We start from the raw sequence: 14,925 nt of genomic DNA on the forward strand, positions 1-14,925 counted from the left end.
CGGACGTTCTGAGCCCGGACCCCCTTGTGGCGCCGCTCCCGGCGTGCGGGACAATGGGGTACGTGACTCGGATCGTGATCATCGGTGGCGGACCCGGCGGCTACGAGGCGGCCCTGGTGGCGGCCCAGCTCGGCGCGGAGGTGACCGTCGTCGACAGCGACGGCCTGGGCGGATCGGCGGTGCTCACGGACTGCGTGCCGTCGAAGACCCTGATCGCGACCGCGGAGGTGATGACCACCTTCGACAGCTCGTACGAGGAGTTGGGCATCACGGTCGACCGGGACGGCACCGACGAGGACCGGAAGGTCATCGGGGTGGACCTGGGCAAGGTCAACCGCCGTGTCAAGCGCCTGGCGATCGCGCAGTCCCACGACATCACCCAGTCCGTCACCCGCGCCGGGGTCACCGTGCTGCGCGGCCGCGGCCGGCTCGGCGCCGGCGGGCAGGCCGTGGACGGCTCCCGCGAGGTGCTGGTGGACGGCCCCGACGGCAACGTGCAGTCGCTGCGCGCCGACGCGGTGCTGATCGCCACCGGCGCCCACCCGCGCGAGCTGCCGGACGCCCAGCCGGACGGCGAGCGGATCCTGACCTGGACCCAGGTGTACGACCTGGAGGAGCTGCCCCGCGAGCTGATCGTGGTCGGCTCAGGCGTCACCGGCGCCGAGTTCGCCGGCGCCTACCAGGCGCTCGGCTCCAAGGTCACCCTGGTGTCCAGCCGCGACCGGGTGCTGCCGGGCGAGGACCCGGACGCCGCCGAGGTGCTGGAGGACGTCTTCCGCCGCCGCGGCATGAACGTGATGAGCCGCTCCCGCGCGGAGAGCGCCAAGCGGATCGGCGACCGGGTCGAGGTGACCCTCTCGGACGGCAAGGTGATCGAGGGCAGCCACTGCCTGATGGCGGTCGGCTCGATCCCCAACACCGCGGAGATGGGCCTGGAGGAGGCCGGGGTCAAGCTCAACGACTGGGGCCAGATCCAGGTCGACCGGGTCTCCCGCACCAGCGCCCCGGGCGTCTACGCGGCCGGCGACTGCACCGGCGTCTTCATGCTCGCCTCGGTGGCGGCCATGCAGGGCCGGATCGCGATGTACCACGCGCTCGGCGACGCGGTGCAGCCGCTGAACCTGAAGACCGTGGCCTCCAACGTCTTCACCGACCCGGAGATCGCCACCGTCGGCTACACCGCCGCCGACGTGGAGTGCGGCAAGATGGACGCCGTCGTGGTCAAGCTGCCGCTGCGCGGCAACCCGCGGGCGAAGATGCAGGGCATCCGGGACGGCTTCGTGAAGCTGTTCTGCCGCCCGGGCACCGGCATCGTGGTCGGCGGCGTGGTGGTCGCCCCGCGGGCCAGTGAACTGATCCACCCGATCGCGCTCGCGGTGGACGCCAATCTGACGGTCGAACAGGTGGCCAGCGCCTTCACCGTCTACCCGTCCGTCTCCGGCTCGACCGCCGAGGCCGCCCGGCAGCTGCACGTCCGCAAGCGGGCCGCGGGCGAATCCTGAGCTCAAGGCGCACAGTTGAGGGCGGCTGCCGATCGGCGGCCGCCCTTCGCGCGGGCATGATCGTCACCCGGACGGCGGGCGCAGTTCCGGGTTGTTGACGGCGCGTATTGTACGGTCACGCGCCGCTCTTGCGTGAGCAATTCCCGCTACCAGCTGCAAACGCCTGAAAGCAGACGGTCACGCAGGTTACCGTCGGTTCTGTGTTTGCAGCAGAACGTCGCCAGTTGATCCTCGAAATGGTGCGCGCCAACGGAGCCGTCTCGCTCCGGGAGTTGGCCCGCGTCGTCCAGACCTCCGAAGTGACCGTGCGCCGGGACGTGCGGGCGCTGGAGGCAGAAGGGCTCCTCGACCGCCGGCACGGTGGCGCGGTGCTCCCCGGCGGCTTCAGCCGCGAACCCGGCTACCCGCAGAAGACCCACCTGTCCGCGGCGGAGAAGAGCGCCATCGCGGACCTCGCCGCCGGGCTGGTGGAGGAGGGCGACGCGGTGGTGGTCGGCGCCGGCACCACCACCCAGGAGCTGGCCCGCAGACTGGCCCGGGTGCCCGGGCTGACGGTGGTCACCAACTCGCTGCTGGTCGCCCAGGCGCTGGCACACGCCAACCGGGTCGAGGTGGTGATGACCGGCGGCACCCTGCGCGGCTCCAACTACGCCCTGGTGGGCAGTGGGGCCGAGCAGTCCCTGCAGGGGTTGCGGGTCACCAAGGCCTTCATCTCCGGCAGCGGGCTGACCGCCGAGCGGGGGCTGTCGACCGCGAACATGCTGTCCGCGAGCGTGGACCGGGCAATGGTGCTGGCGGCCGCCGAGGTCATCGTCCTCGCCGACCACACCAAGCTCGGCGCGGCCGGCATGTTCCAGACCGTCGCCACCGAGACCATCACCCGGCTGGTCACCGACGAGCAGGCCACCTCGGACGACGCCACCGCCCGGGAGCTGGACGCACTGGCCGACTGCGGGGTGCAGATCGACCTCGCCCCGCTCGGCGGGGCGGGCGGTGACGCCCCGGTGCACGGCACCGGCAGCGGCCCGGTGCACCAGACCCAGCCCGGCCCGCTGGGCCGCCGTCCGGTCCCGCCGCCCGGCGCCGCCCCGCTGCCCGGCCAGCGCCGCCCCGGCGCCCACGGCGGGCCGCTGGGCCCGGGCGGGATGCCGGTCCGGCTGGCCGAGATGGGCCTGCCGCGCGGGCGCTGAGTCCGGGGCCGCCGCGGCGCGCCGAGCGCCCGGGCCGGTGGTGGAAACACGACCGGTCCGCACCCCCCGAAGGGAGTACGGACCGGTCGGTCGATTGACGGACCGCGCCTACGTCGGTCCTCGACCGGGTCGGTGCCCGATCAGGTCAGCCCTCGATCGGGTCAGTCCTTGATCTCGCACAGCGCGGCGCCGCTGCTGACGCTCGCGCCCACCTCGGCCTTGAGGCCGACGACGGTGCCCGCCTTGTGGGCGTTCAGCGGCTGCTCCATCTTCATCGCCTCCAGGACCACGATCAGCTCGCCCTCGGCGACGACCTGGCCCTCCTCGACGGCGACCTTGACGATGGTGCCCTGCATCGGCGAGGCCAGGGTGTCACCGCTGATGGCCGAGCCGGCCTTCTTGGCGCCCACCCGGCGCTTGGCCTTGGCACCGCCCGCCGGGCCGGCCGCCGGGGCCGCCGCGACGCCCAGCGAGGACGGCAGCGAGACCTCGATCCGCTTGCCGCCGACCTCGACGACCACGGTCTCCCGGGTCTCCGCCTCCTCGGCCTCGCCGGCCGAGCCCGCGAACGGCGGGATGGTGTTGTCGAAGTCGGTCTCGATCCAACGGGTGTAGATCGTGAACGGCCCGTCGCCGCCGTGCACCTCGGGCGCGAACGCCGGGTCGGTGACGACCGCCTGGTGGAACGGGATGGCGGTGGCCATGCCCTCGACCTTGAACTCGTTCAGCGCCCGCCTGGCCCGCTCCAGGGCCTGCTTGCGGTCGCGGCCGGAGACGATCAGCTTGGCCAGCAGGGAGTCCCAGGCCGGGCCGATGACCGAGCCGCTCTCGACGCCGGAGTCCAGCCGCACGCCCGGGCCGGACGGCGGGGCGAACAGCGTCACGGTGCCGGGCGCGGGCAGGAAGTTGCGGCCCGGGTCCTCGCCGTTGATGCGGAACTCGAAGGAGTGACCGCGGACTTCGGGGTCGCCGTAGCCGAGCTCCTCGCCGTCGGCGATCCGGAACATCTCGCGGACCAGGTCGATCCCGGTGACCTCCTCGGTGACCGGGTGCTCCACCTGCAGACGGGTGTTGACCTCCAGGAAGGAGATCGTGCCGTCCAGCGCGACCAGGAACTCGCAGGTCCCGGCGCCCTCGTAGCCGGCCTCCTTGAGGATGGCCTTGGAGGCGCGGTACAGCTCGGCGTTCTGCGCCTCGGTCAGGAACGGCGCGGGCGCCTCCTCGACCAGCTTCTGGTGCCGGCGCTGCAGCGAGCAGTCACGGGTGGAGACGACCACCACGTTGCCGTGCTTGTCCGCGAGGCACTGGGTCTCCACGTGCCGCGGGTTGTCCAGGTAGCGCTCGACGAAGCACTCGCCGCGACCGAAGGCGGCGACCGCCTCGCGCACCGCGGACTCGTACAGCTCCGGGATCTCCTCCAGCGTGCGGGCGACCTTCAGGCCGCGGCCGCCGCCGCCGAACGCCGCCTTGATGGCGACCGGCAGGCCGTGCTCGCGGGCGAACACCACGACCTCGTCGGCACCCGAGACCGGGTCCGGGGTGCCGGCCACCAGCGGGGCGCCGGCGCGCTGGGCGACGTGCCGGGCGGTGACCTTGTCACCGAGGTCGCGGATGGCCTGCGGCGGCGGGCCGATCCAGGTCAGACCCGCGTCGAGGACGGCCTGGGCGAACTCGGCGTTCTCCGACAGGAAGCCGTAACCGGGGTGGACGGCGTCGGCGCCGGAGTCCTCGGCGGCCTTGAGGACCTTGGCGATGTCCAGGTAACTGGTGCCGGGGGTGTCACCGCCCAGCGCGTAAGCCTCGTCGGCCGCGCGGACGTGCAGCGCATCCCGGTCCGGCTCGGCGTAGACGGCGACGCTGGCGATACCGGCGTCCGAGCAGGCCCGGGCGACGCGGACGGCGATTTCCCCGCGGTTGGCGATGAGCACCTTGCGCACTGTGGCTCCCTTCTTGAACCTCGTTGAGTTTATGGATTCCTGGGCGGTACCGGCGAGTAGCCCCAGGTTGTGAACTATCCCACACGCACCGTGATGGGATTTCGGGCCGTCTGGACCGGGTGGACGACGACTTCGCAGGTCGTGACCGGTCCGGTCGGACGCCCGTGGTGGACGGTGGGTGACCGTGCCGCGGCGCGGCGGGACGGTGGCATGGAACACACCTTCCCGCGGTCCGGTCAAACCGGGCCGGCGGCGGGCGCCGGTGCCGGTGGCGGGGCCGGGGTGGCCGAGGGGTGGCGCAGGGCCTCGGTCGTCACGTCGGCGGCCAGTTCGACCATGTCCGGTCCGTACGCCTCCGGGTTGACCACCCGCAGGACGAGCGCGAAGGTGCCGTTCCGGCCGTGCCGGCGGGCGAGTTCGCGGTGGTGCGCCACCAGGTAGCGGACGCCGGCCTGGTTGGCGGTGCCGGTCTGGCCGGCGATCAGGAAGACCGGGCGGCCGCCGTCCGGGGTGGCGATCCGGGCCAGCAGGGTGTGGGCCTGCTCGCGGTCGGCGGTGAAGTCCCGGTCGCCGACCACGAGGACGTTGCTGCCCGGGCCGGGACCGGAGGTGACCAGCACGCCGGGCAGGCCCCAGGCGATGTGGGCGGCCATCCGCTCGTTGCTGACCGGACCGCCCAGGCACAGTTCGGTCTTGGCGCCCAGGCCGCGGTGCGCGGCGTCGTGGGCGACCAGTTCGGGCCGGGCGCCGCACTCCTCGACCAGACCGGCCAGCCACATCAGCGCGTAGGCGTCCCGGCGGGTCACGGTGTTGGCGTGCGAGCCCGCCCCGATGCTGCGCGGCACCACGATCAGGCACTCGCTGCCGGCCGGCAGCCCGAAGAACTCCCGGACCCGCTCGACCTTCCGGCGCCGCCGCAGGGCCTGGGCCAGCCAGCCGAGCCCGGCGCTGATGGCGCTGGCCACCAGGCCGAGCACCACGTTGAGCACGTTGTCGGTCATCGCCCGCGTTCCCTCCCCGTTCGAACGCCGGTCAGCTTAGGGGTACAACGGCCGGATGCGGCAGGTCACTTGGTCCACAGGTCGGTGATCCGCAGGTCGAGGTCGGCGAGCAGCCGGCGCAGCAGCGGCAGGGACAGGCCGATCACGTTGCCCGGGTCGCCGTCGATGCCCTCGATGAACGGCGCCGAGCGGCCGTCCAGGGTGAACGCCCCGGCCACGTACAGCGGTTCGCCGGAGGCGACGTAGGCGGCCACCTCCTCGTCGTCCGGGGTGCCGAAGCGGACGGTGGTGGAGGCGGTCGCGGAGGACTGCCGGCCGGTCGCGGTGTCGATCACGCAGTGGCCGGTGCGCAACACCCCGGCGCGGCCGCGCATGGACTGCCAGCGGGCCAGCGCCTCGGCGGCGTCGGCGGGCTTGCCGAGGGCCAGGCCGTCCAGTTCCAGGACGGAGTCGCAGCCGATCACCAGCTCGCCGCCGGTCAGTTCGGCGGCGACGGCCTTCGCCTTGGCCTCGGCCAGGACGAGGGCCAGCTCGCCGGGGGTGGCGGCGGTGATCGCGTCCTCGTCGACGCCGCTGACCACCACGCGGGGGTCGAGCCCCGCCTGGCGCAGCAGTCCGAGGCGGGCGGGGGAGGCGGAGGCGAGGACGAGGGCGCGCTGGTCGGTCATGCCCACCAGGGTAGGGGGTGCCCGTGTCCGCCGTTCGGGTGAACGGTCGAGTGACCGGTCAGGTGAAGTACCGGGTCAGCATGATCAGCACGGAGCCCACCAGGACCATGGCGGCCAGCACCTTGCCGGCCCGCTGCATCCGCTCCTGCATGCGACGGGCCTCGGGCGAGGGCTCGTCCTCGGGATCTGACCAGAGCACCCGTCCAGAGTGCGCCGCGGCCGGGCCGGGGCGCCTGAGTATCCGTACTCAGGTTTCGGGCAAAGCGGGCGGCGGTCCGGGCCGTGGCGCGGGTGCCGGAGAGCGTGCGGAGCAGGAAGTCGGACCGGCCGACTTCCTGCTCCGGACGAGGAGTTGCTAGCGCGCCCAGCCCGAGGTCCGCCAGGCGTTGACGCCCGGGTGGAGGGCGGGGCGGAGCAGCCGGGAACGGTCGTTCCAGGGGGAGGCCGGGCCGGCGCCCGCCAGACGCGCCGCCTCGGCGGCGGCCTGCGCGGCGGCGGCCCGGGCCTGGACCACCGCCAGGACGGTGGCGAGCTCCTCGGGGGTCGGCTGCCCGTGCAGCACGTGGATCGGGGACATGGCTGGTTCTCTCCCGAGAGGGATGGTGCCTACAGGGGGATGTTGCCGTGCTTCTTGGGCGGCAGCACCTCGCGCTTGCCGCGCAGCGCCCGCAGGCCCCGGACGATGTGCCGGCGGGTCTCGCTCGGGGCGATCACCGCGTCCACGTAGCCGCGCTCGGCGGCCAGGTACGGGTTCAGCAGGGTGTCCTCGTACGAGGCGATCAGCTCGGCCCGCTTCTCCTCGACGGTGCCGGCCTCCTCGGCCTCGGCGATCTCCCGGCGGTGCAGGATGTTGACCGCGCCCTGCGCGCCCATCACCGCGATCTGCGCGGTCGGCCAGGCCAGGTTGAGGTCGGCGCCCAGGTGCTTGGAGCCCATCACGTCGTACGCGCCGCCGAAGGCCTTGCGGGTGATCACGGTGATCAGCGGGACGGTCGCCTCGGCGTAGGCGTAGATCAGCTTGGCGCCGCGCCGGATGATGCCGTCCCACTCCTGCTCGGTGCCGGGCAGGAAGCCGGGCACGTCCACGAAGGTCAGCACCGGGATGTTGAAGGAGTCGCAGGTGCGGATGAAGCGCGCGGCCTTCTCGCTGGCGTTGATGTCCAGGCAACCGGCCAGGTCCATCGGCTGGTTGCCGACGATGCCGACCGCGTGGCCCTCGACCCGGCCGAAACCGGTGATGATGTTGCCCGCGTACAGCGGCTGGGTCTCCAGGAACTCGCCGTCGTCGACGATGTGCTCGATCACCTTGCGCATGTCGTACGGCTGGTTCGCCGAGTCCGGCACGATGGCGTCGAGTTCGAGGTCCTCCTCGGTGACCGTGAGGTCGGCCTGCTCCGGGTAGGACGGCGGGTCGCTCAGGTTGTTGGAGGGCAGGTACGAGAGCAGGCTCTTGACGTACTCGATCGCCTCCTTCTCGTCCGAGGCCAGGTAGTGGGCGTTGCCGGACTTGGTGTTGTGGGTGCGGGCGCCGCCCAGCTCCTCCATGCCGACGTCCTCGCCGGTCACGGTCTTGATCACGTCCGGGCCGGTGATGAACATGTGCGAGGTCCGGTCCGCCATCACCACGAAGTCGGTGATCGCGGGGGAGTAGACCGCGCCGCCCGCGCAGGGGCCCATGATCAGCGAGATCTGCGGGATGACGCCCGAGGCGTGCACGTTGCGGCGGAAGATCTCGCCGTACAGGCCGAGCGAGACCACGCCCTCCTGGATCCGGGCGCCGCCGGAGTCGTTGATTCCGATGACCGGGCAGCCGGTCTTCAGCGCGAAGTCCATCACCTTGACGATCTTCTCGCCGAAGACCTCGCCGAGCGAGCCGCCGAAGACGGTGAAGTCCTGGGCGAAGACGGCGACCTGGCGGCCGTCGACGGTGCCGTAGCCGGTCACCACGCCGTCGCCGTACGGGCGGTTCTTCTCCTGGCCGAAGTTGGTCGAGCGGTGCCGGGCGAACTCGTCGAACTCGACGAAGGAGTCCTCGTCCAGCAGCTCCACGACCCGCTCGCGGGCGGTCTGCTTGCCCTTGGCGTGCTGCTTCTCCACGGCCTTGGACGAGCCGGAGTGCACCGCCTCGTCCAGCCTGCGCCGCAGGTCGGCGAGCTTGCCGGCGGTGGTGTGGGGGTCGTACGGCGCCTCGGTCATCCGGTGGCTCTCCCTGATCATCGGCCGCGACCTGTTCGGGTGCGCGCGGGCCGGGATCGGGGGCTCGCGCAGGAGGCAGGGCGGCGCTGCGAACTACCGCTGCGTAGCGTAGCCAGCGCGAAGGGCGATCCGGCACGTCCTGGCGTTATGGCCATCGACACAGTGTGTTAACGAGCGTTCTGCGGGACGATGGGGCGGACTGCGCCTCTGCGGTGCGCCGTCGGCCCGTCCTGCCGGTGCGCGGGCCGCGTTCTAGGGTTGCCCCCATGACCGCATCCGAGACCCCCCGCCGCAGCGGACTGCGCGGCTTCGGCCGCACCGGGCCGTCCCCCTGGACCGACCTGGACCGGCCGCCGCTGGACCAGGAGGCGCTGCGCCGTGAGCTGGTCGTCCCGGGCGGGTTGTGGACCTCCCTGGAGGTCGTCGCCGAGACCGGCTCCACCAACAGCGACCTCGCCGAGCGGGCCCGGGCCGGCGCCCCCCAGGGCGCCGTGCTGGTCGCCGAGGCCCAGCGCGCCGCGCGCGGCCGGCTGGACCGGCAGTGGACCGCCCCGGACCGCTCCGGGCTGTTCCTGTCCTTCCTGCTGCGCCCCGAGGAGGTGCCGGTCGAGCGGTACGGCTGGCTGCCGATCCTGGTCGGGGTGGCCGCCGCCAGCACCCTGGACCGGGTGGCCGGGGTGGAGGTCGGGCTGAAGTGGCCCAACGACCTCCAGGCCGAGATCGACGGCGCGGAGCGCAAGCTCGGCGGCATCCTCACCGAGCTGAGCGGCGGCGCGGTGGTGGTCGGGATGGGCCTGAACGTCTCGCTGCGCGCCGCCGAACTGCCCGTCCCCACCGCGGCCTCGCTCGCCCTGGCCGGCGCCACCACCACCGACCGCTCCGTGCTGCTGCGCGCCCTGCTGCGCGAGTTCGCCGGGCTGTACCGGGAGTGGACGGCCGCCGCCGGGGACCCGCACGCGAGCGACCTGCTGCGCGCGTACGTGGACCGCTGCAGCACGCTCGGCCGCCGGGTGAAGGTGCACCTGCCCGGCGACCGCGAACTGGTCGGCGAGGCGGTGGCGATCGACGGGGACGGCCGGCTGGTGGTCCGCACCGAGGACGGCGCACGCCGGGCGGTCGGCGCGGGGGACGTGGTCCACGTCCGCCCCGAGCCGCGCTGAACGGCAGTCTTCACCTCTCCTTGACCCGGGCGGATGCTCCGGATCACGTGATTCCGTGCGAACATTCCACCTGGCAGCGGTGTGAGGCGCGCCACTGTCCGTCCGGGTGGCGGGCGGTGCGCCCGGACCGGTAGGACACGAGGCAAGTGCGGCGACCGCACGGGGACGGACCGGTGGCAGAGGAAGGCAGCAGCGGGACGGCGGGCGGCCACGACCCCACGGTCGCGCTCGAACTGGAACGCCTGATCCTGGACGCACCACGCCGCTACACCCCGTACCAGGCCGCGCGGGCCGCCGACGTCCCGATGGAGCTGGCCACCCGGTTCTGGCGGGCGATGGGCTTCCCCGACATCGGGCAGTCCCGGGCGCTCACCGACGGCGACGTGATCGCGCTGCGGCGCCTCGCCGGCCTGGTCGAGTCCGGGCTGCTCAGCGAGTCGATGGCGATCCAGGTGGCCCGGTCCACCGGCCAGACCACGGCCCGGCTGGCCGGCTGGCAGATGGACACCTTCCTGGAGAACCTCACCCAGGCCGTCGAGCCCGGGCTGACCCGCGCCGACGTGGCGTACCCGCTGGTCGAGCTGCTGCTGCCGGAGCTGGAGCAGTTCCTGGTGTACGTCTGGCGGCGCCAGCTGGCCGCCGTCACCGGCCGGGTGGTGCAGGCGGCCGAGGACCACGAGATCACCAGCGGTCGGCTCGCGGTCGGCTTCGCGGACCTGGTCGGCTTCACCCGGCTGTCCCGCCGGCTGGAGGAGGAGGAGCTCGGCGAGCTGGTCGAGACCTTCGAGAACACCTGCTCCGACCTGATCGCCGGCCAGGGCGGCCGGGTGATCAAGACCCTCGGCGACGAGATCCTCTACGTCTCCGAGGACCCGGCCACCGCCGCCGAGATCGCGCTCAGCCTGATCGACGCGCTGGCCGAGGACGAGACCATCCCGGCGCTGCGGGTCGGCATGGCCTTCGGGACGGTCACCCAGCGGATGGGCGACGTCTTCGGCACCACGGTCAACCTGGCCAGCCGGCTCACCTCGATCGCGCCCAAGGACGCGGTGCTGATCGACGGGGAGTTCGCCGCCGCGCTGGAGCAGAACGGCAGCGTCGCCCCGGCCGACTCGGAGGGGCCGGGCCTGGCCGAGGCGCTCTCGGTGGCGGCCGGGATGCCCGCCTCCGGGCTGCCGATGCCGGGGCCGGACGCGGGGGCGCGGTTCCATCTGCAGCCGATGTGGCGGCGGCCGGTGCGGGGGCTGGGGCTGGTGGAGCCGTGGCTGCTGTCGCGGCGGGTGAAGGCCGAGTAGCGGGGCGGTCGCGTTCGCCGGGCTTGGCCGGGCGTCGCCGGGGTAGGTCTCTTCGCCGGGTCGGCTTCATGGGGTGGTTTTGCGGGCTCGGCCGGGCTTCTTCGGGTGGCCGAACGGTTGAAGGTCGTACGGTCCGGTGCGGGTCCATCCGGGCAAACGGGGCATAACCGAACGAAATCGCCATAGTCTTGGTGCAAGCGGCCGGACGCGGGTGCGGTCGACCGGTGGGGGTCCGCGGGCGGGGGTCCGGCAGGACCGAGCACAGGGAGCGAGGCGAGCCGGTGAGCAGTGAGGCGATCATGACGGACCGCGGCTGCGACTGCGACGGCCCGCACCACCCCGACCCGTTGCCCGACCTGCGGCTGCAGTCGGTGGTCGAACTCGCCCAGGACATGGCCGGGGCGCTCACCCCGCTGGAGGCCGTCCGGGCCGCCGCCACCCGGGCCACCGAGGCACTGGGCGCCACCATGGCCGCCGTCTCGGTCTGGGACCGCGAGTCCGGCCGGCTGCGGGTGCTGGTCAACCACGGTGACCTCGCCCCCGGCGAGGAGGAGCTGCCGGAGGACGAGTCGTACCCGGTCGCGGACTTCCCGGAGATCGTCACCTATCTGGAGGAACGCTGGACCACCGGGCGGCTGCCGCGGGCCTGGCTGCAGACGGCGGAGAACATCGAGCCGCACGCCGGACACACGCATCCGACCGCCGGCGCGTACTGCCAGGAACGCGCCGCCGCACTGCGCCGGCGCGGGCGTGCGTGCTGCGTGGTCGCGCCGATCGTGCTGCACGGACAGGCCTGGGGCGAGCTCTACCTCGCCCGGGCGGCCGGCATGCCCGCCTTCACCGACGCCGACGCCGACTACGCGACCCTGCTCGCCGCCCAGATCTCGGCCGGGCTCGCCCAGACCGAACGCCTCGCCGACCTGCGCAGGCTCGCCTTCTCCGACCCGCTGACCGGCCTCGCCAACCGACGTGCCGTCGACGCCCGGCTGGACAGCGCGCTGGAGGCGCACAACCGGGACAACACCGTGGTCTCGCTGGTGGTCTGCGACGTCAACGGGCTCAAGCGGGTCAACGACCAGCTCGGCCACGAGATGGGCGACCGGCTGCTGGAACGCTTCGCCCACCAGCTCTCGCTGGCCGCCGCCAAACTGCCCGGCAGCCTGGCCGCCCGGCTCGGCGGCGACGAGTTCTGCCTGCTCGCCGAGGGCCAGAAGGCCGACGAGGTGGTCGCCGTCGCCGAGGAGCTGTGCGCGCGGGCGCTCGCCCTCGCCGAGGGCGAGGGAGTCGCCTGCGGGGTCGCCTCCACCGGCGACTCGATCGGGCCGGTCACCACCCCCGACCGGCTCTTCCGGCTCGCCGACGCCGCCCAGTACCGGGCCAAGGCCGCCCGCGCCGCCCATCCCGTGGTCGCCGGGCGCAGCCACGGCCCCGGCTTCTCGCCCGACCCCACCGTGCTACTGGCCGACGCCGCCGACCCGCACCACCGGGCCGACGGGCGGCGCGGACCGGGCGGCCGACCGGGCACCGCCGACCGGCGGCGCTTCCGTGGCGCCGCCCACAGCGCCGACCCGGGGCAGCTGCTCACCGCCGTGCTCGCCTCCCTCGACCAGGCCGCGGCGGCCCGCGCCGTCCACCCGGCCGACACCCTCGGCAAGCTGGTGGTCGTCGCGGAGACCTCCGCCCGACTGCTCGACGCGGTCGGCTGGTGGGTCTCGTACGTCCCGCCCGGCTCCCAGCGGATGCGCACCGCCCAGCACGCCGTCTACCGGATGACCAGCGGCCCCAGCAGCACCCGCGCCGAGACCCAGCGTGCCCAGATCGAGGCCCCGGACGCCGTCTTCGACCTCCGCCACTACCCGATGACCCGCCGGGCCGTCCGTGGCGGCGCCTTCTCCCTGCGGGCGGGGGCGGCGGGGAACGATCCGGCGGAGGAGGCGATGCTCGTGGTGTCCGGGTACCGGGGGATGGTCGCGGCGGGTGGGCAGAATCCGGCGGGTGGGTGGCTGGTGGAGCTCTTTGCGGATGATGCCACTTTGCCGCTGGGGCAGGTTGCTTGTGCGATGAGGGCCTTGGTGGCGGTGGCGGTGGCGGGGGCGGCTTCTCCTCCGGTGTTGTGAGGGGTGGGGGGTCTGTCGTTTGGGGTGGGCTCTCGGGAGAGTGGGGTGCGGGGGCGGTTCCGGGGGTGGGTGCTCCGGGGGCTGGGTGATTTTCGGACTGCCGACCCTGTCTGCGTATGCCCGGCCGCCGTTGGCAGTCTGAAAATCACCCGTCACGCCCCTCTCCGCACCCACCCCCTCCACCGCCCCCTCCCGCAGCGCGTCCCTCTCGCCTGGAGTGGTTCGTGGGGTGGGGGTGCGGGCGCGCGGGCTTTCGCCCGGCACGCCCGCGTGCGGGCCTCACTGGGGGTGGTGGTGAGGCGTGAGGGAAACGACGCGCGCCGCACACGGGGGGAACACCTCGGGGAAACCGCCGATCAGGCAGCATGGGCGCATGGAGCGCACGCTGGAAGACTGGATCGCCGAGGTCAAGGCCGACCTGGGCATCGACCTGGATGTGGATGTCCGGGGACTGCTCGACCTGGCCCGGGTGGTCGCGCACGGGGTGGCCCGGCCGGCCGCGCCGTTGACCGCTTTTCTGATCGGTTATGCGGCCGCGCAGCAGGGGGGCGGGCCGGCGGCTGTTGCCGAGGCGAGTCGGCGGACGGCGGCGCTCGCGGAGCGGTGGGCTCCGACCGATGACGGGCCGGGGGACGCGTGAGCGCGGTAGCCGCCGCCGGTGTGGAGCTGGGTGTGCTGAGTTGGTCGCGGGCCCGGGAGGCGGCGCGGTGGGCGGGGCTGCGGCCGCTGCCGGTGGTGGGGCTGGCGTTGGCCGAGGCGCTCGGGCACGTGCTGGCCGAGCCGCTGGGCGCGCTGACCGATCTGCCCGCCTTCGACACCTCGGCGATGGACGGGTGGGCGGTCGCCGGGCCCGGGCCCTGGCGGGTCGCCGGGCGGGTGCTGGCCGGGTGCGGTGAGGTCGCTCCGTTGGCCGACGGTGGTGCGGTGGAGATCGCCACGGGTGCTCAACTGCCGCCCGGGGCGACGGCCGTGCTGCGGCGTGAGCACGGGCGGGTGGACGGCGGGCTGCTGCGTGAGTGCGGTGCGGGGCGGCTGACCACGGGGCAGGACGTGCGTCCGCGTGGCCAGGAGTGCCGTCGGGGTGAGGAGTTGCTGCCCGCCGGGACGGTGGTGGGGCCGGCGGTGCTGGGCCTGGCGGCCGCCTGCGGTCATGACCGGCTGGCGGTGCGCCGTCGCCCGGTGGTCGAACTGTTGGTGTTGGGCGATGAGTTGCTCGATTCCGGGGTTCCCGGGCCGGGGCTGGTGCGGGATGCGCTCGGTCCGCTGCTGCCGCCCTGGTTGCGGGCGGCAGGTGTCGAGGTGGCCGAAGTGCGGTGCGTGCGCGATGACTTCGGGCTGTTGCGGGACGCGCTGCGGCACTCCACCGCCGATGTGGTGGTGACCACCGGGGGGACCGCCGCCGGGCCGGTGGACTTCCTACACCGGGCGCTCGTCGAGGTCGGTGCCCAGCTGCTGGTGGACGGTGTGGCCGTGCGGCCCGGGCATCCGATGCTGCTGGCCGAACTGCCCGGCGGGCGGCACCTGGTGGGCCTGCCCGGCAATCCGCTGGCCGCCGTCGCCGGGATGGTCACGCTCGCGCTGCCGCTGCTGCACGCGCGGGCCGGACGGGCCGCCGCCGCTCCCGTGCTCGCCCGGACGGCGGTGCTGCTGCCCGGGCATCCGGTGGACACCCGGCTGCAGCCGGTGCGGCGCACCGCCGAGGGTGTCGTGCCGCTCGCCTTCGACGGGCCGGCCATGCTGCGCGGGCTGGCCCGGGCCGAGGCGCTGGCCGTCGTGCCGCCCGGCGGGGCGGACGCGGGGCAGGTCGTCGAGCTGGTGGAGGCGCCGTGAGCCGGCTGCGGCGGATCGCGGCGCCGGGC

At 73.7% G+C, this 14,925-nt stretch carries 12 protein-coding genes and 1 pseudogene; 7 read left to right on the forward strand and 6 right to left on the reverse strand.

Annotated features, from left to right (window positions below):
• The first annotated feature begins 53 nt into the window (after window positions 1-53).
• Both ACIP4P_RS11565 and ACIP4P_RS11570 read left to right on the forward strand, forming a co-directional pair.
• Window positions 54-1,502, forward strand: a complete 1,449-nt coding sequence (locus tag ACIP4P_RS11565) for an NAD(P)H-quinone dehydrogenase (RefSeq protein ID WP_400916975.1) — start codon at window positions 54-56, stop codon at window positions 1,500-1,502.
• 236 nt (window positions 1,503-1,738) lie between these two features.
• Window positions 1,739-2,692, forward strand: a complete 954-nt coding sequence (locus ACIP4P_RS11570) for a DeoR/GlpR family DNA-binding transcription regulator (protein WP_400917161.1) — start codon at window positions 1,739-1,741, stop codon at window positions 2,690-2,692.
• Between the two features lie 161 nt (window positions 2,693-2,853).
• Here ACIP4P_RS11570 and ACIP4P_RS11575 read toward each other — a convergent pair whose 3' ends face one another.
• The 6 genes from ACIP4P_RS11575 to ACIP4P_RS11600 form a co-directional block, all read right to left on the reverse strand.
• Complete coding sequence (locus ACIP4P_RS11575; protein ID WP_400916977.1) at window positions 2,854-4,629, reverse strand: acetyl/propionyl/methylcrotonyl-CoA carboxylase subunit alpha; 1,776 nt, start codon at window positions 4,627-4,629, stop codon at window positions 2,854-2,856.
• Window positions 4,630-4,865: 236 nt separating this feature from the next.
• The gene (locus ACIP4P_RS11580; RefSeq protein ID WP_400916978.1) at window positions 4,866-5,630 is read right to left on the reverse strand and encodes a hypothetical protein; all 765 of its coding nucleotides are present in this window, start codon (window positions 5,628-5,630) and stop codon (window positions 4,866-4,868) included.
• Window positions 5,631-5,695: 65 nt separating this feature from the next.
• Window positions 5,696-6,298: a nucleoside triphosphate pyrophosphatase gene (locus ACIP4P_RS11585; protein ID WP_350511216.1), complete on the reverse strand. Its 603-nt coding sequence runs from the start codon at window positions 6,296-6,298 to the stop codon at window positions 5,696-5,698.
• A 58-nt stretch (window positions 6,299-6,356) separates the two neighbouring features.
• Window positions 6,357-6,497, reverse strand: coding sequence for a morphogenic membrane protein MmpB (mmpB, locus tag ACIP4P_RS11590; RefSeq protein WP_350511215.1), 141 nt, complete (start codon window positions 6,495-6,497; stop codon window positions 6,357-6,359).
• A 156-nt stretch (window positions 6,498-6,653) separates the two neighbouring features.
• Window positions 6,654-6,875, reverse strand: coding sequence for an acyl-CoA carboxylase epsilon subunit (locus ACIP4P_RS11595; RefSeq protein ID WP_350511214.1), 222 nt, complete (start codon window positions 6,873-6,875; stop codon window positions 6,654-6,656).
• 29 nt (window positions 6,876-6,904) lie between these two features.
• Window positions 6,905-8,515 carry an acyl-CoA carboxylase subunit beta gene (locus ACIP4P_RS11600; RefSeq protein ID WP_400916981.1) on the reverse strand — a complete coding sequence of 537 codons (1,611 nt, stop codon included), beginning with the start codon at window positions 8,513-8,515 and terminating at the stop codon, window positions 6,905-6,907.
• Between the two features lie 245 nt (window positions 8,516-8,760).
• Here ACIP4P_RS11600 and ACIP4P_RS11605 point away from each other — a divergent pair, with 245 nt between their 5' ends.
• From ACIP4P_RS11605 to ACIP4P_RS11625, 5 genes and pseudogenes are all read left to right on the forward strand, one after another.
• Window positions 8,761-9,654: a biotin--[acetyl-CoA-carboxylase] ligase gene (locus ACIP4P_RS11605; protein ID WP_400916983.1), complete on the forward strand. Its 894-nt coding sequence runs from the start codon at window positions 8,761-8,763 to the stop codon at window positions 9,652-9,654.
• A 173-nt stretch (window positions 9,655-9,827) separates the two neighbouring features.
• Window positions 9,828-10,949, forward strand: a complete 1,122-nt coding sequence (locus tag ACIP4P_RS11610; RefSeq protein ID WP_400916985.1) for an adenylate/guanylate cyclase domain-containing protein — start codon at window positions 9,828-9,830, stop codon at window positions 10,947-10,949.
• A gap of 299 nt (window positions 10,950-11,248) precedes the next feature.
• A pseudogene (locus ACIP4P_RS11615) lies at window positions 11,249-12,472 on the forward strand (diguanylate cyclase domain-containing protein); the annotation flags it as partial.
• Between the two features lie 967 nt (window positions 12,473-13,439).
• Entirely contained in the window at window positions 13,440-13,706 is a 267-nt protein-coding gene (locus ACIP4P_RS11620; RefSeq protein ID WP_400916987.1) for a DUF6457 domain-containing protein, read from the forward strand.
• Window positions 13,703-14,896, forward strand: coding sequence for a molybdopterin molybdotransferase MoeA (locus ACIP4P_RS11625; RefSeq protein WP_400916989.1), 1,194 nt, complete (start codon window positions 13,703-13,705; stop codon window positions 14,894-14,896). Before ACIP4P_RS11620 ends, ACIP4P_RS11625 begins: the two co-directional genes overlap by 4 nt.
• Window positions 14,897-14,925 lie beyond the last annotated feature (29 nt).

Origin of the sequence: Kitasatospora sp. NPDC089509, from assembly GCF_044749365.1 — a bacterium.
In the GTDB taxonomy this organism is placed as follows: domain Bacteria; phylum Actinomycetota; class Actinomycetes; order Streptomycetales; family Streptomycetaceae; genus Kitasatospora.

What these genes read in the sequence shown, in the direction of transcription:
- ACIP4P_RS11580 (WP_400916978.1), bottom strand. Translation starts at nt 5,630, where the DNA reads ATGACCGACAACGTGCTCAACGTGGTGCTCGGCCTGGTGGCCAGCGCC.
- ACIP4P_RS11605 (WP_400916983.1), top strand. Translation starts at nt 8,761, where the DNA reads ATGACCGCATCCGAGACCCCCCGCCGCAGCGGACTGCGCGGCTTCGGC.
- ACIP4P_RS11600 (WP_400916981.1), bottom strand. Translation starts at nt 8,515, where the DNA reads ATGATCAGGGAGAGCCACCGGATGACCGAGGCGCCGTACGACCCCCAC.
- ACIP4P_RS11620 (WP_400916987.1), top strand. Translation starts at nt 13,440, where the DNA reads ATGGAGCGCACGCTGGAAGACTGGATCGCCGAGGTCAAGGCCGACCTG.
- ACIP4P_RS11565 (WP_400916975.1), top strand. Translation starts at nt 54, where the DNA reads ATGGGGTACGTGACTCGGATCGTGATCATCGGTGGCGGACCCGGCGGC.
- ACIP4P_RS11570 (WP_400917161.1), top strand. Translation starts at nt 1,739, where the DNA reads ATGGTGCGCGCCAACGGAGCCGTCTCGCTCCGGGAGTTGGCCCGCGTC.
- ACIP4P_RS11595 (WP_350511214.1), bottom strand. Translation starts at nt 6,875, where the DNA reads ATGTCCCCGATCCACGTGCTGCACGGGCAGCCGACCCCCGAGGAGCTC.
- ACIP4P_RS11585 (WP_350511216.1), bottom strand. Translation starts at nt 6,298, where the DNA reads ATGACCGACCAGCGCGCCCTCGTCCTCGCCTCCGCCTCCCCCGCCCGC.